Annotated in this window: 16 protein-coding genes; 12 read left to right on the top strand and 4 right to left on the bottom strand. The window is 66.9% G+C overall.

Annotated features, from left to right (window positions below):
* Positions 1 to 10: 10 nt before the first annotated feature.
* Entirely contained in the window at positions 11 to 1,351 is a 1,341-nt protein-coding gene (locus FHW94_RS01765) for a glutamine synthetase family protein (protein WP_168554074.1), read from the bottom strand.
* 189 nt (positions 1,352 to 1,540) lie between these two features.
* Between FHW94_RS01765 and FHW94_RS01760 the strand changes: the two genes are divergently transcribed.
* From FHW94_RS01760 to rsmA, 12 genes are all read left to right on the top strand, one after another.
* Complete coding sequence (locus FHW94_RS01760) at positions 1,541 to 3,049, top strand: aldehyde dehydrogenase (protein WP_168554073.1); 1,509 nt, start codon at positions 1,541 to 1,543, stop codon at positions 3,047 to 3,049.
* Positions 3,046 to 3,768, top strand: a complete 723-nt coding sequence (locus FHW94_RS01755) for a gamma-glutamyl-gamma-aminobutyrate hydrolase family protein (protein WP_168554072.1) — start codon at positions 3,046 to 3,048, stop codon at positions 3,766 to 3,768. The genes FHW94_RS01760 and FHW94_RS01755 overlap by 4 nt, the downstream gene beginning before the upstream one ends.
* Positions 3,769 to 4,015: 247 nt before the next feature.
* Positions 4,016 to 4,885 carry an ABC transporter permease gene (locus FHW94_RS01750; protein ID WP_168554071.1) on the top strand — a complete coding sequence of 290 codons (870 nt, stop codon included), beginning with the start codon at positions 4,016 to 4,018 and terminating at the stop codon, positions 4,883 to 4,885.
* Positions 4,885 to 5,727 (top strand): ABC transporter permease, encoded by an 843-nt coding sequence (locus tag FHW94_RS01745; protein ID WP_168554070.1) that lies wholly within the window; start codon positions 4,885 to 4,887, stop codon positions 5,725 to 5,727. The genes FHW94_RS01750 and FHW94_RS01745 overlap by 1 nt, the downstream gene beginning before the upstream one ends.
* A gap of 19 nt (positions 5,728 to 5,746) precedes the next feature.
* On the top strand, positions 5,747 to 6,862 hold the full coding sequence (locus FHW94_RS01740) for an ABC transporter ATP-binding protein (RefSeq protein WP_168554069.1): 1,116 nt from the start codon (positions 5,747 to 5,749) through the stop codon (positions 6,860 to 6,862).
* A 76-nt stretch (positions 6,863 to 6,938) separates the two neighbouring features.
* Positions 6,939 to 7,433 (top strand): nuclear transport factor 2 family protein, encoded by a 495-nt coding sequence (locus FHW94_RS01735; RefSeq protein ID WP_168554068.1) that lies wholly within the window; start codon positions 6,939 to 6,941, stop codon positions 7,431 to 7,433.
* A gap of 161 nt (positions 7,434 to 7,594) precedes the next feature.
* Entirely contained in the window at positions 7,595 to 8,923 is a 1,329-nt protein-coding gene (locus tag FHW94_RS01730) for an FAD-binding oxidoreductase (RefSeq protein ID WP_168554067.1), read from the top strand.
* 27 nt (positions 8,924 to 8,950) lie between these two features.
* Positions 8,951 to 10,309, top strand: coding sequence for a glutamine synthetase family protein (locus tag FHW94_RS01725; protein ID WP_246865844.1), 1,359 nt, complete (start codon positions 8,951 to 8,953; stop codon positions 10,307 to 10,309).
* A gap of 53 nt (positions 10,310 to 10,362) precedes the next feature.
* Positions 10,363 to 11,430, top strand: a complete 1,068-nt coding sequence (locus tag FHW94_RS01720; RefSeq protein ID WP_168554066.1) for a spermidine/putrescine ABC transporter substrate-binding protein — start codon at positions 10,363 to 10,365, stop codon at positions 11,428 to 11,430.
* A 213-nt stretch (positions 11,431 to 11,643) separates the two neighbouring features.
* Complete coding sequence (locus FHW94_RS01715; protein ID WP_168554065.1) at positions 11,644 to 13,065, top strand: peptidylprolyl isomerase; 1,422 nt, start codon at positions 11,644 to 11,646, stop codon at positions 13,063 to 13,065.
* Between the two features lie 166 nt (positions 13,066 to 13,231).
* A complete protein-coding gene (gene pdxA / locus FHW94_RS01710; RefSeq protein WP_168554064.1) occupies positions 13,232 to 14,236 on the top strand; it encodes a 4-hydroxythreonine-4-phosphate dehydrogenase PdxA in 1,005 nt (334 codons plus the stop codon).
* Between the two features lie 5 nt (positions 14,237 to 14,241).
* Positions 14,242 to 15,066 carry a 16S rRNA (adenine(1518)-N(6)/adenine(1519)-N(6))-dimethyltransferase RsmA gene (gene rsmA, locus FHW94_RS01705; protein ID WP_168555393.1) on the top strand — a complete coding sequence of 275 codons (825 nt, stop codon included), beginning with the start codon at positions 14,242 to 14,244 and terminating at the stop codon, positions 15,064 to 15,066.
* 31 nt (positions 15,067 to 15,097) lie between these two features.
* Here rsmA and FHW94_RS01700 read toward each other — a convergent pair whose 3' ends face one another.
* Genes FHW94_RS01700 through tsaD form a run of 3 tightly spaced genes read right to left on the bottom strand, consistent with a single transcriptional unit; the run spans position 15,098 to position 18,685 of the window.
* A complete protein-coding gene (locus tag FHW94_RS01700) occupies positions 15,098 to 16,588 on the bottom strand; it encodes an oligosaccharide flippase family protein (RefSeq protein ID WP_248290375.1) in 1,491 nt (496 codons plus the stop codon).
* A gap of 34 nt (positions 16,589 to 16,622) precedes the next feature.
* Positions 16,623 to 17,636, bottom strand: a complete 1,014-nt coding sequence (locus tag FHW94_RS01695; protein ID WP_168554062.1) for an NAD(P)H-dependent glycerol-3-phosphate dehydrogenase — start codon at positions 17,634 to 17,636, stop codon at positions 16,623 to 16,625.
* Positions 17,633 to 18,685, bottom strand: a complete 1,053-nt coding sequence (gene tsaD / locus FHW94_RS01690; RefSeq protein WP_168554061.1) for a tRNA (adenosine(37)-N6)-threonylcarbamoyltransferase complex transferase subunit TsaD — start codon at positions 18,683 to 18,685, stop codon at positions 17,633 to 17,635. Before tsaD ends, FHW94_RS01695 begins: the two co-directional genes overlap by 4 nt.
* Positions 18,686 to 18,693: the final 8 nt, after the last annotated feature.

Below are 18,693 nucleotides of genomic sequence, written 5' to 3'. Positions count from 1 at the left end.
GCCTGCCCCATTACAGCAGGCCCAGGTAGGTGTCGTATTCGAACCGGTCGATCTGCGCCAGGAAGGCGGCGCGGTCCTGCTGCTTGCACGCCAGGAAGATATCGCGGAAGCGCGCGCCGAACATGCCCTCGGCCCGCGCCGAAGCGGCAAAGGCAGCTTGTGCCACGCCCCATTCCACCGGCAGCGGCGCGCCTGCGCCGGGGTGAAGCGGGTCTTGCGCGGGCGGCGGCATCACGCCTTCCTCGATGCCTTGCAGCATCGCGCCCAGCATCGCCGCCATGGCCACGTGCGGGTTCACGTCCGCCCCGGAAATGCGATGCTCGATCCGCGTCGCCTTGGCATCGCCCACGATCACCCGCACCGCGGCCGATCGGTCGTCGATGCCCCAACTGGCCGAAACCGGCGCATGGGCATCGGGGCGGAAACGGCGGAACGAATTGTAGTTGGGGGCGAACGCCAGCATCGTTTCGGGCATCGCCGCCAAAAGCCCGGCCACGGCGTGCAGCAGCATATCGGCCGGGCCACCTTCGGGCCGGGCCAGCACGTTCTTGCCGGCGGCATCGTTGAGGCTGGCGTGGATATGCATCCCGCTGCCCGAACATTCGCCATAGGGCTTGGCCATGAACGTGGCGCCCAGGCCGTGGTGCGCCGCCAGCGCGCGCACGATCCGCTTCATCAGCACGGTATCGTCGGCCGCCGCCAGTGCATCGGCGCGGTGCAGCAGGTTCAGCTCATACTGGCCCGGCCCCGCCTCGCTGATCACGGCATCGGCCGGAATGCCCATGGCGTGGGCCAGGGCCATGATCTCGTCGAACAGCGCGGCATGGGCGGAAAGCGCGGTGGTCGAAAGCGTGTCGTTACGGCGCAGGTTGCCATCGGGCGGCACCGGCACGCCGCCTTCCAGGCGATAGAGATAGAATTCCAGCTCCGTCGCCACCACCGGGGTCAGCCCGCGCGCGGCATAGCGGGCCAGCAGCGCGGTCAGCATGCCGCGCGGATCGGCCACCACCGGGCCGCCGTCCTTGTCGACCATGCCCAGGAACACTTGTGCGCTGTCCTCGCCCAGCCAGGGCGCCTTGCTCCAACGCCCCGGCACCGGCCAGCACAGCCCGTCCGGATCGCCCGTGCCGAACGCCAGGCCCGCGCCGGCCACATCGCAACCCCAGGCATCGAGCGCAAAGACCGACAGCGGCATCGGCAGGCCCTTGGCCGCCAGGGCCAACGCCTTGTCGCGCACCAGCCATTTGCCCTTGGGCGCGCCGTTCACGTCGGTGAGGAAAGCCTCCACCCGCGTGACTTCAGGATGAGCGGCGAGCCAGTCGGCAAAGGAGGATACGGTTTCTTGCGTCATGGTGTGATCACATATGAAAACCCGGCCTGCCTGTCCAGCCCGGATCGCACCGCCCGATCTGGCTTTTCCGGCCGATCCGGTCATTTTCCTGCCACGAAAGCCCCGGCTCGATGGGCCGAGCCACCTTGCGCGGCGCGCTACAATCACTATTAGTGATCACACATTGCAAAAGCCGGATCGATCATAGCCATGACCAGTGCGCCCCCCATCCTGCCCACCCGCCTGCCGGCCCACCACGTGATCGGCGGCGCCAGCGTGCCGGCCGCATCGGGCGCCACGCTCGACACCGTCAACCCCGGCACCGGCCAGGTGATCGGCACGCTGCCCGCCGGCGATGCCCAGGATGTGGACCGCGCCGTCGCCGCCGCGCGGGCCCGCTTCGAAAGCGGCCAGTGGCGCGACATGAAGCCGGCCCAGCGCAAGAAGCTGATGCTCACCCTGGCTGACAAGCTGGAAGCGGCGGCGGAAGAATTCGCGGTCCTCGAAACCATCGATTCGGGCAAGCCGATTGGCGACACCCGCGGCGTCGACGTGCCCCTGGCGCTGGGCACCTTGCGCTTCTATGCCGAAGCGGTGGACAAGATCCATGGCGAAGTCGGCCCCACCGGGCCCGACAAGTTCTCCTATGCCGTGCACGATCCGCTGGGCGTAATCGGCGCGATCGTGCCGTGGAACTTCCCGCTGCTGATGGCCATGTGGAAAATCGCCCCGGCCATCGCCATGGGCAATTCGATGGTGGTCAAGCCTTCGGAACTGTCCTCGCTCACCGCGCTGCGCTTTGCCGAACTGGCGCTGGAAGCCGGCATTCCCGATGGCGTGCTCAATGTCGTCACCGGCACCGGCCAGGATGCCGGCGCGGCCCTCGCACTGCACAACGACGTGGACATGATCACCTTCACCGGCTCGGGGCCGGTGGGCCGCCAGTTGATGCGCTATTCGGCCGACAGCAACCTGAAGCGCGTGAGCCTGGAACTGGGCGGCAAGAGCCCGCACATCGTCTTTGCCGATTGCCCCGATCTCGATCGCGCAGCCCAGGCCGCCGCCTGGGGCATCTTCTACAATGCCGGCCAGGTCTGTACCGCTGGCTCGCGCCTACTGGTGCAGCGCTCGATCCACGCCGAATTCGTGGAGAAAGTGCTGGCCGTGGCCAAGACCATCCGCCCCGGCGATCCGCTCGATCCCGCCACGCAACTGGGCGCGGTGATCAGCGAAAGGCAGTTGGAAGGCGTGCTCACCCGCATTGCCCGCGCGCAGCAGGAAGGTGCCACGCTGCGCCTGGGCGGGGGCCGCGCGCGCAGCGAAAGCGGCGGCTTCTACCTTGATCCCACGGTGTTCGACGCGGTCAGCAACGCCAGCAGCCTGGCGCAGGAAGAAGTGTTCGGCCCGGTCCTGGCGGTGGTCCCGTTCGACACGCCCGAACAGGCACTGGCGCTGGCCAACGACACGCCATACGGCCTTGCTTCGGGTCTGTGGACCGGCTCGATCGACATTGCCCACGCCTTTGCCCGGCGCCTGCGGGCGGGCCTGGTCTGGGTCAACGGGTGGGACGCGTGCGACATCACGATGCCCTTTGGCGGGTTCAAGCAATCCGGCTTTGGCCGTGACCGCAGCCTCCATGCACTTTACAAGTATGCCGACATGAAATCGGTCACCATCTCCACCCCTGCCTTGTCCTCGCTGGGCGTGCTGCCGGCATGACCCGCCCGCTGCTCGGCGTGTCGTGCTGCCTGCGCCCGGGCGGGGCAGAGCCGGTGCACGGCGTGATCGACCGCTATCTGCGCGCGCCCGCCGCCCATGCCGATGCCGACGTGGTGCTGGTTCCGGCGCTGCCCGGCCTCACCGATTGGGCCGCGCTGGCCAGCCGGCTCGATGGGCTGCTGCTCACGGGCAGCCCCTCCAACATGGAGCCTTGGCGCTATGGCGCCAGCAGCGGGGACGGCCCGTTCGATCCCGCGCGCGATACCACCACGCTGGCGCTGGGCGATGCCATGCTGCGCGCGGGCAAGCCGGTGTTCGGCATCTGCCGGGGGTTTCAGGAATTGAACGTGGCCTTTGGCGGCACGCTGCAAACCCTACCCACCGATGGCCCGGTTGCCCACCACGCGCCCGACGGGGTGAGCCTGGAAGCGATGTTTGCCGCCACGCATCCCGTCAGCCTCACGCCCGGCGGCATTCTCGCGTCCGCGCTGGGCGATACGATCACCGTCAACACCGTTCACTACCAGGGCGTGGCCACGCTGGGCCAGGGCCTTACCGTCGAAGCGATCGCGCCCGATGGGCTGGTAGAGGCGTTTTCGGCGCAAGTGGGCAAGGCCCAGGTGCTCGCCGTGCAGTGGCACCCGGAATGGGATGCCGATACCAACCCGGCTTCGGCCTGGTTCTTCAACCGGCTGGGGCAAGTGCTGCGCGGTGGTTGACGAGGCCCCTGGCGCAGGGGCAGATTGGCCCCGTGGCACAGGAATGATTTGCGATTGACCGCGCCCGTGCTCGCGCATAAGTGTGATCGCAGATAACGGGGAAAACCCCGCAACGATAAACAAGACGTCACGCAGGCAGGCATGTCCACACCACCGCTTCGGGCGCCGATCAGGCGGCGCCAGAGGCAACCTTTGGTCTTGCGCCGATGATTTTGGGGAAATTGCCACCGATGAGGATCTTGCCGCGATGAACAGCGCATCAAAAAGCAGCAAGGGCGCGTTCCTGGCCGTGCTGAGCGCGCCGGCTGCCTGGATCACGCTGTTCTTCGTGGTGCCGCTCAGCGTGATCTGGGCCTACAGCTTTGGCCGCACCCTGGGGCTCACCGAAGTGGCGGTGACCGGCACGCTCGACAACTATGTACGGGTATTCGATCCGGTCTACCTGATGATCTTTGCCAAATCGCTGGTCTTTGCCGGGGTGACCACGGCGGTGTGCCTGGTGATCGGCTTTCCCTATGCCCTGGCGATGACCTTTGCCACCGACCGCGGCAAGATCCTGCTGCTGCTCGGCATCATGCTGCCGTTCTGGACCAACCTGCTGGTGCGCACGTATGCGCTCATGGCGGTGATGCGCACCGAGGGCTATATCAACGATGCCTTCGGCCTCGTCGGCCTTGGCCCGTTCGAGATGCTGCACACCAATTTCGCGGTGATCGTGGGCCTGGTCTATGTCCACCTGCCCTTCATCATCCTGCCGCTCTATTCCACGCTCGATCGCATGGACCGCTCGCTGATCGAGGCCAGCCTCGACCTGGGCGCCGGGCATATTGCCACGATCTTCAAGGTGATCGTGCCGATCGCCAAGCCGGGCATCCTCTCGGCCATCATGCTCACATTCATTCCCGCGCTCGGCTCCTACCTTACTCCAGACCTTTTGGGCGGGCCCGACAGCCAGATGATCGCCAGCGTGATCGAGCGGCAGTTCAAGCGCGCGAATGACTGGCCGTTTGGCGCCGCGCTCTCGTTCATGCTGATGTATCTCACGCTTCTGGCGATGGCCGTGCGCGCGATCCAGGATCGCCGCGCCACCCGCGCCCAACGCCACGGAGACGCCTGATGGCAAAACCGCTCGACGCAAAGCCCGGCCCGCTCGAATACGCCCGCCGCTGGCCGCTGCGCCTGTGGGTGGGCGCGGTCATCCTGTTCCTCTATGTGCCGCTGGCCAGCCTGGTGGTGTTCAGCTTCAACGACAGCCGCCGCACCATCCGCTGGGAGGGCTTCACCCTCGATTGGTACGGCACGATGTGGAACGATGCCGCGCTGATCGATGCCTTCACCAATTCGCTGACCATCGCGTTCATCTCGATGCTGTTCAGCGTGGTGCTCGGCGCGCTCACCGCCATTGCGCTGTGGCGCTTCCGCTTTCCCGGCAAGGGCCTGTTCGATGGCGCGGTGACGCTGCCGATCGTGGTGCCCGAAATCTGCATGGGCGTGGCGATGCTGGTGTTCTTCGGCCAGATCGTGCCCTGGCCGCGCGACCTGGTCTGGCCGTTTGACCTGGGCGCGATCATCATCGCGCATATCACCTTCAGCTTCCCTTTCGTCGCCGTCGTCGTCCGCGCGCGCCTGGCCAGCTTCAACCGCGAGATGGAGGAAGCCGCGCGCGACCTTGGCGCCAGCGAGTTGCGCGCGCTGTGGGACGTGCTGCTGCCCCACGTGCGCCCGGCGCTGATCTCGGGCGGATTGCTCGCCTTCACGCTCAGCCTCGACGATTTCGTGATCACGTTCTTTACCTCGGGGCCCAACACGGTGACGTTCCCGGTCAAAATCTATTCGATGGTGCGCTTCTCGGTCACGCCAGAGGTCAACGCCGCTTCCACCGTGCTGATGCTCATCACCATTGCGCTGACTGCCATCGGCATGAAGCTCCAGGGCCGCGACCTGGCGCAGGGCCACTGATTTCACACAGGAATTCCCCATGACCCAGCCTCTCATCCAATTCGAGAACGTGACCAAGCGGTTCGGCTCGTTCATCGCGGTGGACGATGTCAGCCTCGACATTCATCGCGGCGAATTCTTCTCGCTGCTTGGCCCCTCGGGCTGCGGCAAGACCACCTTGCTGCGCATGCTGGCGGGCCTTGAAACGCCCACCGAAGGGCGCATCCTGATCGACGGCGTGGACATGAGCACCACCCCGCCCAACCGGCGCCCGGTCAACATGGTGTTCCAGTCCTATGCCGTGTTCCCGCACCTGACCGTTGCCGAAAACGTCGCCTATGGCCTCAAGATCGACCGCGTCGCCAAGGACGAGCGCGAAGCCCGCGTGGCCGACGCCCTGCGCCTGGTGAAGCTCGATGAATTCGGCCATCGCAAGCCCGATCAGCTTTCGGGCGGCCAGCGCCAGCGCGTGGCCCTGGCCCGCGCCCTGGTGAAGAAGCCCAAGGTCTTGCTGCTCGACGAGCCGCTCTCGGCACTCGATGCCAAGCTGCGCGATGCGATGCGCGCCGAACTCGCGCAGATCCAGCACGATGTCGGCGTCACCTTCGTGATGGTCACCCACGACCAGGACGAGGCCTTGGCCATGGCCAGCCGCTGCGCGCTGATGAACCGCGGCCGGTTGCAGCAGGTGGCCGCGCCGGGCGATCTCTATGAATATCCGGCCAACCGCTTCGTTGCGGACTTCATCGGCACGATCAACATGTTCGAAGGCCGCCTGAGCGTGGACGAACCCGACCATGCCGCCGTCACCGCGCCCGATCTGGCCGTGCCGATCTATGTCAGCCACGGCGTGACCGGCGCGCCCGATACCCCGGTGTGGGCCGGCATCCGCCCCGAGAAGATCGTGATGACGCCCACCAGCGAAGGCCGCCCGGCCGGGCCCGACGCCCTGCCCGATGCCAACGTGGTCGAGGGCACGATCGTCCGCTCGGCCTATCTGGGCAGCGAAACGCTCTACGACGTGGAAACCGCCAGCGGCGCCACGTTCAAGGTGGCCCGCGCCAATGGCGAACGCACCCTGGCGCCCAGCCTGCCAGTGGGCGAGCCGGTGTGGCTGAGCTGGACGCCGACCGCGCCGGTGGTGCTGCTGGGTTAGGCCCCCAAGCCGGCGGCAGGCTGGCGAAGGGGCCGGTCCTGCATTATCGTCGCGGCCAGACACGGGAGAGACATCGATGAAACGCCTGCTGCTGCCCACTTTGCTGCTGCTTGCCCCCGCCGCCCACGCCCAGGAAGCCGTGGTGGCCGCGCCCGATCCCGAAAGCCTGTTCACCAGCCCCGATCCGGTGCTCCACCGCAACAAGCAGGCCGCGCTACATATCGTGAAAGACCTGCTGGAATGCGGTGAATGGAACAAGGCCGATCTGTTCCTGACGCCCGCCTATCACCAGCACAACCCGATGGTGCCGTCGGGCCGCGACACCGTCGTGCATTTCTTTACCCAGGTGCTCAAGGTAAAGCCCAAGGTCTGCCCCGCCCACATGGCCACGCCGGTCGTCTCGGTCACCGCCGAGGGTGACCGCGTGGTGGTCAGCTTCGTGAGGACCCAGAAGGACCCCAAGGACCCGGCCAAGACCTATACCACCACCTGGTTCGACATGTGGCGCTTTGTCGATGGCAAGGCCGACGAGCATTGGGACGGCGCGACGCTGGGCGATCCCGGCCCCTGACTCCACGTGAGCAGCCCCTCCTCGTCGTAAGGATGGTTGGGAGTGGTGGAAACCTCAAGCAATCTCGCCCCAAAACGGTGCATTCCATACACCACCCTGACAACCAAACCCCCAGCCCGCTCGCTTGTCGCCCCTCCGGGCATGGGGTAGAACCGACGGCAATGTTAACGCCTCGATCCATCGAGCGGGCAGGACCAACCGGCGAGGATGTGCGGGCCTATCCGCCTTCCTATTACGCCGCCACGATCTCCGCGCCTTTTGACGGCCGCGTGCTGGATCGGGATGTGCAGGCCGATGCCTGCATCATTGGCGGGGGCTACACAGGTCTGGGTGCCGCATTGCGGCTGGCGGAAGCCGGGCGATCGGTCGTCCTGCTGGAAAGCGGGCCTCTGGGCTGGGGCGCATCGGGCCGCAACGGCGGCCAGGTGCACCTGGGCTGGAACCAGGACCAGCACTGGCTGGCGCGCCACCTGGGCGAGGATGGGGCCAGGGCGATGTGGTCCATGGCCCGCGCCGCGCGCGATGACCTCGATCGCCTCATCGCCCACGATCCCGACGCTTGCGATTTCCGTCCCGGCTTGATCCATGCCGATCACAAGCCCGGCCTGGTGCGCGAAACCCACGATCAGGTGCGCTTCATGCGCGAGGCCTATGGCCACGCCGCGCTCACCCCGCTCGGCCAGGACGACATCCGCGCGCTGGTGGCGAGCGAGGCCTATTTCGGCGGCAGCCTCGATCTGGCTGGTGGCCATCTCAACCCGCTCAAGCTGGCCCTGGCCATGGCCCGCGCGGCCCGGGCCGCGGGTGCGGTGATCCATCCGCACAGCCGCTGCACCGGCATCGCTCGCGAAGGGGAAGGCTGGCGCATCGCCACGCCGGGCGGCACGGTGCGCGCGGCCCGCGTGCTGGTGGCCACCGGCGGCTATGCCCAGGGGCTGGTGCCCAAGGTCGACGCGCATGTGCTGCCGATCAACAATTTCATCGCCACCACGGCCCCGCTGCCGCCCGCGCGTGCCGCCGCGCTGATCGGCGGCGGGCATGCGGTGTCGGATTCGCGCTTCGTGGTCTATTACTTCCGCCTCACCCCGGATCGCCGCTTGCTGTTCGGTGGGGGAGAGCGCTATTCCTATCGCCTGCCGGCCGACATGGCCGCGTTCGTGCGGCCGCACATGCTGCGCGTGTTTCCACAACTGGCCGATGTGCCGATCGACCACGCCTGGGGCGGAACGCTTTCCATCACCCCGCATCGCCTGCCCTATGCCGCGCAGGTGGCACCGGGGCTGTGGTCGCTCAGTGGATTTTCCGGGCTGGGCGTGGTGCTCGCGCCGTGGCTGGGGTCGGAAATCGGCGCGGCCATGGCCGGGTATCCCTCTCCGGCGCTGGACCTGGTGCAGCGGCTGCCCACGCCGCGCTTTCCTGGGGGCACGTGGCTGCGCTGGCCGACGATGGCCGCTGCCATGACCTTCTTTGCCTTACGCGACCGCCTTTGACCCCATTCTCTTCACACGAGTGATCCCATGCCAGAATCGCCCATGTCTTCAGCCTTTGCCGAATGGATCCGCGAAAAACGCATCAGCGAGGTGGAATGCCTCGTCCCCGATATCAACGGCGTGGTGCGCGGCAAGGTCTGGCCGGCCGACAAGTTCATCGCCTCGGTCGGCAACATGAGCCTGCGCCTGCCTTCTTCGGTCTTTTCCGTCACCATCACCGGGGACTATGCCGATACCGACGAGGATGATTTCCTCTATCGCGATCCCGATGTGACCCTGCTGCCCGATATCCATTCGATCTGCGTGGCGCCGGGCTTTCGCACCCCCACCGCCTTCGTCGTGGCCGATGCGCTGCACCGCGATGGCCGCCCGTTCGAAGTGGCGCCGCGCCACGTGCTCAAACGCATGCTGGCCAAGTATGCCGACATGGGCTGGCAGATGGTGGTGGCCCCGGAACTGGAATTCTACCTGACCGAGGTCAATTCCGATCCCGATCTGCCGATCCAGCCGCCGCGCGGGCGTTCGGGCCGCGCGGAAAGCTCGCCCCAGCCCTATGGCCTGGAATCGGTAACCGAATACGAGGACATCATCGAGGAAATCTACGACAATTCGGAAATCGCCTCGCTGCAACTCGATACGATGATCCACGAAGGCGGTACCGCGCAGCTCGAAATCAACTTCAACCACGGCGATCCCGTGGCGCTGTGCGACCAGGTGGTGATCTTCAAGCGCATCGTGCGCCAGGTGGCCTTGAAGCACGGCGTCTATGCCACCTTCATGGCCAAGCCGATGGAAAGCCAGCCGGGCAGCGCGATGCACCTGCACATCTCGGCGGTGGATGAAACCGGCGCCAACCTCTTCGGCACGCAAGCAGGGCTGACGCAGGAATTCCGCTGGTTCGTGGGCGGGCTGCAACGCTACCTTCCGCAAGTGGTCCCGCTGTTCGCGCCCAACGTCAATTCCTTCCGCCGCATCCGCCCCGCCCACAGCGCGCCGATCAATGTGCAATGGGGGCTGGACAACCGCAGCTGCGGCTTGCGCATTCCGGTCAGTTCGCCCAACAACACGCGCATCGAAAACCGCCTGCCCGGTGCCGATGCCAATCCCTATATCGCCATCGCCGCCACGCTGGCCTGCGGGTATATCGGCCTGCAGGAAAAGATCGAACCGCTGCCGCTGATGGCCCGCAACGCCTATGACGAGGAACGCACCCTGCCGCGCAACCTCGATGCCGCGCTCAAGCAGATGATCGATTGCCAGCCGGTGATCGACTTGCTGGGCGAGCAGTTCATCAAGGCGTTCTACGAAATCAAGCTCAACGAACTGGCCGCTTATGACGAGGTGATCTCCTCGTGGGAACGCGATCACCTCTTGCTCAAGGCCTGATCTGCGGCCATCCCCGCCCGCGGATTGCACTTGCCTTCAGGAATTGAACGAAGATGGCCCATTCCCGCCGCATGTTCCTGCGCCAGGCTGGCCTTGCCGGCATTGGCCTGTCCTTCACCGGGGCGCTGGCCGCCTGTTCGCGCGGGAAGCCCTCGCGCGCGCTCAATCTCTATACCTGGGATACCTATATCGGGAAGAACACCGTCGCCGATTTCACCAAGGCGGCGGGCGCGGGCGTCAACATCAGCCTGTTTGCCAACAATGACGAGCTGTTTGCCAAGCTGCGCAGCGGCAACCAGGGCTATGACGTGATCGTGCCGTCCAACGATTTCGTCGAACGCATGACCGCGGCCAATATGCTGGCCCCGCTCGATCACGCGAAAATTCCCAATCTCAAGAACATCGCGCCCCAGTTCACCAATCCGCCGTTCGATCCCGGCCGGCGCTTTTCGGTGCCCTATACCTGGATCGTCACCGGCATCGGCTATCGCAAATCCAAAGTCGATGGCGTGCCCGACAGCTGGAAGTGGGTGCTCGATTCCGATCGCTACAAGGGCCGCGTTGCGCTGCTGGCCGAAGCGAGCGAGCTGTTCGAGATCGGCGCCAAATACCTGGGCCACCCGGCCAACACCAACGATCCTGCCGTGATTGCCCAGGTCAAGGCCATGCTCTTGAAGCAAAAGCCCAATATCGCCGCGTTCCATGACGATAACGGGCAGGACCTGCTGCTGGGCGGAGACGTGGACCTGGTGATCGAATACAACGGCGATATCGCCCAGGTGATGCGCGATGATCCCGACCTGTCTTTCGTGGTCCCGCGCGAAGGCGGCATTATCGCCAGCGACAGCCTGTGCATCCCGCACAACGCGCCCAATCCCGATCTGGCCTATGCCTTCATCGATTTCGTTCTGGGCGCGCAGGCCGGGGCCGACATTGCCCGCACCATCCGCTATCCCACGCCCAACCAGGCGGCGCTGGCGCTGATGCCCGATGACTATCGCAACAGCCCGGTGATCTTCCCGCCGGCCGAAGCGTTGGCGCGGTGCGAATACTCGCGCTATCGCGGGCAAGAGATCAACAGCCGCTATGAGCAGGCGATGACCCAGGTGCGCGCGGGTTGAGGGCAGAGCGCAAAACCCGGTCGGCAGAATCCCGCCACGAGCCACGTTTGTTGCAAAGTTTTCCCCTGCACGACCAATTCCGGCGTTGCATTCCCGCCCGCTTGCCGCCACTCAGCGTGGGTTAAGCCGGGTCACTGCACGCCGGATCGACGCAATATTTCGCATGCTGCCAAGTTTTGCATGCTGCATGCCTGACAGGAAGTTCGGATCGCCATGAAGTCCATCAACCGGCTGCCACTTTATCGGATGCGCCATCTGGCTGGCCGGGCCACGCTGGCACTGGGTCTGGTCGCAACGGCAGCCCTGCCGGTGGCCGGCAGCGTCGCGCAAGCTCAGGCCGGTGGGGCCCAGGCCGGTGACACCCGCACCCAGGGCGGCGCGCCCGATGCTTCGGGCCAGCTCAACATTCCGGCCAACGTGCAGATCTTCGGCAAGAGCGATCCCAACGTGCGCCGCGCCACCGCGATCGTGAATGGCGAAATCCTCACCGGAACCGATATCGACCAGCGCCTCGCGCTGATCGTCAATGCCAACGGCGGCAAGGTTTCGGCCGAGGAACAGGAACGCCTGCGCCTGCAAGTGCTGCGCAACCTGATCGACGAGACGCTGCAGATCCAGGAAGCCAAGTCGGCCGGGGTCGACGTGGACGACGACGAGGTCAACCAGACCTACGAGCGCGTTGCCCAGCAGAACTTCGGCCAGAACCCGGCCGCACTCGACAAGTATCTCGTGTCGATCGGCTCTTCGCCCGCCTCGCTCAAGCGGCAGATCCGCGGCGAGCTGTCGTGGCAGCGCCTGCTGCGTCGCAACGTCCAGCCGTTCATCAACGTGTCCGACGGCGAAGTGAAGGAAATGATGGATCGCCTCAAGGCTGCCAAGGGCACCGAGGAATACCGCATCGGCGAAATCTATCTCTCCGCCAACGACACCAACCGTGCCCAGGTCATGGCCAACGCCAACCAGATCGTGGAACAGTTGAAGAAGGGCGGCAGCTTCGTCGCCTATGCCCGCCAGTATTCCGAAGCCTCCACGGCGGCGGTGGGCGGTGACCTGGGCTGGATTCGCCTGGGCCAGTTGCCGCAGGATCTTTCGACCGTGGCCGCTTCGATGCAGCCCGGCCAGCTCGCCGGGCCGGTCGAGATTCCCGGCGGCTATTCGATCCTCTACCTGATCGACAAGCGCCAGGTGCTGACCGCAGACCCGCGCGACGCGGTGCTCAGCCTCAAGCAGATCTCGCTCACTTTCCCCAAGGGCACCACGGAAAAGGACGCCGCCGCCAAGGCCGCCACCTTTGCCAGCACGGTCAAGGGCATCCATGGCTGCGGCCAGGCCGATGCGGCGGCCGCCAGCATCGGCGCCTCGGTCGTCACCAACGACCAGGTCAAGGCGCGCGACCTGCCCGCCGCGCTGCAGGATTCGATGCTCAAGCTGTCGATCGGTGAAGTCACCCCGCCGTTCGGTTCGATCGAAGACGGCGTGCGCGTGCTGATGCTGTGCGGCCGCGACGATCCCAAGGTGGCCGACGGCCCGAGCTTTGAAGAAATGCAGTCGCAGATGGAAGACGACCGCGTGAACAAGCGCGCGCAAACCTACCTGCGCGACCTGCGCCGCGATGCGGTGATCGAGTATAACTGATTTGTTGGAGCATGGCCTCCACCACCCCCCACACCCTCCGCTTTAGAGACGGGGGTTGGGGGTGGTGAGAAGCAAATCCCAACCCGGCCCAAAAAATCCAAAACCCACCCGAACCCGCAACATCACCCACTACCCCCCACCCGCAAAGCCCGATAACGCAAAGCCCATGAACCCCATTGCCATTTCACAGGGTGATCCCGCCGGCATCGGCCCCGAACTGATCGCGGCCTCGTGGATCCTGCGCGGCATGGCCAAGCTGGAGCCTTTCGTGGCCGTGGGCAGCCGCCGCGTGATCGATGAAGCGGCGCGGCATCGCGGACTTGATGTGCCGGTGCGCCCGGTGGGCAGCCTGGAAGAAGCGGTTGCCACGTTCGATCGCGCCCTGCCCGTGCTCGATCTGGGCGATGCGGAATACACCCCCGGCCAGCCGACCGACCAGGGCGCGCTGCTCGCGCTCCATTCGCTCGACGCTGCGACGCAATTGACCATTGCGGGTGAAACTTCGGCCCTTGTCACCGCGCCGGTGTCCAAAAGCCGGCTCGCCAGCGTGGGCTTCAACCATCCGGGGCAAACCGAATTCGTTGGCCAGGCCAGCGGCGTGGCCGATGAAGATGCGGTGATGATGCTCGCCGGCCCCTCGCTCAAGGTGGTGCCGATCACCGTCCATGTGCCGCTCCATGCCGTGCCCGGCCTGATCACCGCCGAACTGATCACCCGGCGCAGCGCGATCGCCGCGCGGGCGCTGGTGCGTGATTTCGGCATTGCCGATCCGCGCCTGGCCGTGGCCGGCCTCAATCCCCACGCCGGGGAAGACGGGCGCATGGGGCACGAGGACCAGAGCTATATCGCGCCCGCCGTCGCCGCGCTCCAGGCCGCCGGGATTGCCGCGCGCGGCCCGCTGCCGGCCGATACGATGTTCCACGCCCAGGCGCGCAGCACCTATGACGTGGCCATCTGCATGTATCACGATCAGGCGCTGATCCCGTTGAAAGTGCTCGATTTCGATGATGGCGTGAATGTCACGCTGGGCCTGCCGATCATCCGCACTTCGCCCGATCACGGCACTGCCTTCGGCATTGCCGGCACGCGCCAGGCCCGCCCCGGCGCGATGATCGCGGCCATTCGCCTGGCCGGCGAATGCGCGGTGCGGCGCGCCACCGCTTTGGCATGAGCAGCCTGCCCGATCTTCCCCCCTTGCGCGATGTGGTCAACCGGCACGGGTTGCTCGCGTCCAAGGCACTGGGCCAGAACTTCCTGTTCGATGAACAGCTGCTGGCGCGCATCGCGGCCATTCCGGGCAAGCTCAAGGGGGCCAACGTGCTGGAGGTGGGCCCCGGCCCCGGCGGGCTGACCCGCGCCCTGCTGCGCGCCGGCGCGAACGTCACCGCGATCGAGATGGACAAGCGCTGCCTGCCGGCGCTGGCCGAACTGGCAGAGGCCTTTCCCGGCCAGCTCCGCGTGATCGAGGGGGACGCCACCAAGATCGATCCTGCAACCTTGTTCGACGGCCCCTGGCACGTAGTCGCCAACTTGCCCTACAACGTTGGCACCGCGCTGTTCATAGGCTGGCTTTCGGGCCAGGACTGGCCGCCGGCCTGGCTTTCGCTGACGCTCATGTTCCAGCTGGAAGTGGCCGAACGCATTGTCGCGGCCACCGGCAGCGATGCCATCGGCCGGCTGGCGATCCTTTCGCAATGGCGCGCATCCGCCCGCATTGCCATGAAAGTGCACCGCAGCGCGTTCACACCGCCGCCCAAGGTGATGTCGGCCGTGGTCCACGTGACGCCTGCCGCCATGCCCGAAGGGGTTTCCGCACGCATGCTGGAACGCGTGACCGAGGCTGCCTTTGGCCAGCGGCGCAAGATGCTGCGCCAGTCGCTCAAGGGCCTTCCCGGTGCACTCGACGCGCTCGACACGCTGGGCATCGATCCCGCCCGCCGCGCCGAAACGCTGAGCGTGGGTGATTTCGTGGCGATCGCCGGGTTACTATCCAAGAAATAGAACGAAGCCGTTCAATTGGGGCCAAGCCCCCCTACCCCTTCTGCTTGCGGAACAGCACCCGGTCTTCCGGGCCAAAGCCGCGGCGCCAGATGACGAAGCCATAGACACCCAGGATACCCGGCACGCCCAGCGCCAGTTCGGCCCATTCGGGCAGGAACCGCGCCAGCAGGCCAACGCCCAGCGCGGGCAGCGCGGCCCAGACCAGCGCCCAGCGCCAGTTGCTGATCTTCTGCTTGAGGATCGAGCCGAGCAGCCGCGACTTGAGCAGGGACGCGAGGCCCAGCGACACGACCAGCGCCAGCGCCGCGCCCATCGCCTCGACCATGCCGCCACCGCCCAGTTCGCGCGCGGCCAGGATGAAGGCCACGGTCAGCCCGGCCTGCAGCGCGATCGTGCCCAGGCTGATCCACCAGTTGCGCAGCCGCGCCACATAGATCAGCGCCGCTTCGCTCACCACTGCAGGCGCGGCCACCACTTCGGCCGCCAGCAACAGCGCCAGGGCGCCGGTGCCAGCCACGAAATTGGGGCCGAACAGGCCCATCACGCCCTTGCCCGGCAGGCCCAGCGCCAGGGCGATGCCGGCCTGCGCGGCGGTGATCCAGAAACCCACCTGGCACACCTGGCGAGCAATCGCGCCGAAATTGTTTTCGCGCAGGTTGCGGGTGATCACCGGGCCCAGGATCGGTTCGAAGCTGGTTTTCAGCTTTTGCGGCAGCGTCGCCACCTGCTGCGCCACGTAATAGATGCCCACTGCCTCGGCCGGGGCAAAAGTGCCCAGAATGAACAGGTCAAGCTTGCGCGTGCCCCATTCCACCGCATCGGCGCCGGCCAGCGGCAAGTTGCGATTGGCCAGGCGCAGCAGGTCGCGCAGGCGCGGCTCCCACTGGCGCGGCAGGCCATAGCTTTTGAGCAGCGGCACGAACGCAGTGACCATCGCGGCCAGCATCGCCAGGGCATAGGCCAGGATCAGCCCGCTATCGCGCAGCGGCGCCCACCACATACCCGCGAGCCACAGCCCGCCAGCGCCCAGCGACTGCGTCCACGGTTCCACCACCGCGCGTGCGCGCACCGTGGCACCCACATCAAAGCGATAGGCCAGCGCCGCCAGCGCGACATCGCCCAGCGCGCGCGGCAGGATCGCCAGCGGCAGCAGGCGGTCCACGCGCGTATAGTCCCCGCTGGGGAACATCAGCACCGGCACCAGCCACAAGAGCAGCGCGCAAAGCGCCGATACCAGGGCCGACAGCAGCAGGGCATCGGCCACGATGCAGGCGCCGGGCCGGTCTTCCTTGGCCAGTTGCTGCGCCAGCCCGCGCTTCTGCCCCAGGGTGGCCAGCTGAGCGGCCAGTTCCACCACCAGCGTGGCCGAAGCATAGCGCCCCAGCGTGGCCGCGCCGTAAAGCCGGCCGGCGATGAACAGGAACGGCACGCTGGCCGCAAGGCGCAGCACGAAACCGAAAAAGTTGGTGCGCCCGCCCTTGGCCAGCGCGGCAATATCGGCCTGTTCGGCCTGCGCATCCACCCGATCGGCGGGAAGGCCTGCGGAAAGAGTGGGTTCAGCCAAGCGGGCGTTCCGCACGCAAGGGGCGGGCCAGTAGGCTGGCGACAACGTCGCGGGCCGGGGCCTGCCCTTGAACCAGGGTAACGACCGCATCGACCAGCGGCATGGCAATTCCCTTCTGCCGGGCAAGATCGGCCAGCACGGGCGCGGTATACGCCCCTTCGGCCACGCTGCTGCGGCCTGACAACGCCTGAGACGCGGTTTGGCCTTCCCCCAGCGCCTTGCCCAGCGAAAAATTCCGGCTCGACGGCGAAGAGCAGGTCAGCACCAGGTCTCCCAGCCCGGAAAGGCCCGAGAGCGTCTCCCCCTGCGCGCCCATGGCCAGGCCAAAGCGCTGCATTTCGGCAAAGCCGCGGCTGATCAGCGCGGCGCGCGCATTCTGCCCCAGGCCGAGCCCATCGACCACGCCGCAGGCAATCGCCAGCACGTTCTTTACCGCGCCGCCGATCTCCGCCCCGATCACGTCTGCCGAATAATAGGGCCGGAACGTGGGCCGCGCCACGGCCGGGGCAAGGCGCTGCCACTGCGCGTCCCCGCCCGAACAGGCGAGCGTGACGGCCGTGGGCAGGCCGGCGGCAACTTCGTGGGCGAAGGTCGGGCCAGAAAGCACCGCCACGCGCGCACGCGGCGCGGCGTCTTGCGCCACTTGCGCCATCAACCGCCCGGTGCCTGCCTCGATCCCCTTGGCGCACAGCACCAGATCGCCGGCATAATCGGGCAGGCCGGCCATCACGCTGCCCAGGAACTGCGCCGGGGTGACCAGCAGCAGCACGGGCAAGCGGGCCAGCGCGGCGAGGTCGCTGGTGGCGGCGATCTGTGGCGCCAGCGCGGCGCCGGGCAGATAGGTGGGATTGCGGGCCTCGCGGTTGATCGTTTCGGCCAGCGCCGCCTCGCGCGCCCACAGGACCACGGGCCGCCCGTCGCTTGCCACCATCTGTGCCAGCGCGGTGCCCCAGGCGCCCGCGCCGATCACGCCGACCCCCGGCGCCCCCACATCAGCCACGCTCATGCCTTCACTCCCGCACCGCGCACGGGCGCAGCACCATCGTCGAGCGGCCAGCGCGGCCGGGCCGGCAGGTCGAGTGGATCGGCCTGGCCGGTGGCAAAGCGTTCGGCGCCGGCCCAGCCGATCATCGCGGCATTGTCGGTGCACAGCTTTACCGGCGGCGCCACCAGCGGCAGGCCGGCTTCCCCGGCCAACGTTTCCAGCGCGCCGCGCAGCGCGGCATTGGCAGCCACGCCCCCGGCCACGACCAGCGCGGTCATGCCTGGCGAACACTGCGCCAGCGCGCCGCGTGTGCGGTCGATCACGCAGTCGATCGCCGCCTGCTGGAACGATGCGGCCAGGTCTGCCGCGCAATACTGGCCCGAATCGCGCGCGCGCAGCACCGCGCTTTTAAGGCCGGCGAACGAGAAATGCGGCTCTCCACTGCCCACCAGCGGGCGCGGCAGCGGCACCGCGCGCGGGTTGCCCTCGCGCGCCAGGCGCTCCACGGCCGGGCCGCCGGGATAGCCCAGCCCCAGCACTTTGGCGGTCTTGTCGAACGCTTCGCCCAGCGCATCGTCGATCGTGGCGGCCAGGCGGCGATACTGGCCAAGCCCCATGACTTCCAGGATCTGGCAATGCCCGCCCGATACCAGCAGCAGGCAATAGGGATAGGCAAGGCCGGGATCGGCCAGGCGCGGGGAAAGCGCGTGGCCTTCCAGGTGGTTGATCCCGATCAGCGGCTTGCCGCTGGCCATGGCGAGCGCCTTGCCGGTAACCAGGCCGACCATCACCCCGCCGATCAGGCCGGGGCCGGCGGTGGCGGCAATGGCGTCCATGTCGTCGAGCGTGAGGCCGGCATCGGCCAGCGTGGCGGCCACCATCGGGGCGATCACATCGGCATGGGCGCGGGCGGCGATTTCGGGTACGACACCGCCATAGGGCCGGTGCGCTTCGTCCTGCGATGCGATACGCTGCGCCACGATACGGGTGGCAAGCGTCGTCGCGCTGCCGTCGATAACGGCAACGGCGGTTTCGTCACACGAGGATTCGATGCCAAGGATCAGGGCCATGCGGAGCT

Origin of the sequence: Novosphingobium sp. SG720 (genome assembly GCF_012275365.1) — a bacterium.
Lineage (GTDB): Bacteria > Pseudomonadota > Alphaproteobacteria > Sphingomonadales > Sphingomonadaceae > Novosphingobium > Novosphingobium rhizosphaerae.
This window is presented reverse-complemented; position numbering and strand designations above follow the sequence as displayed.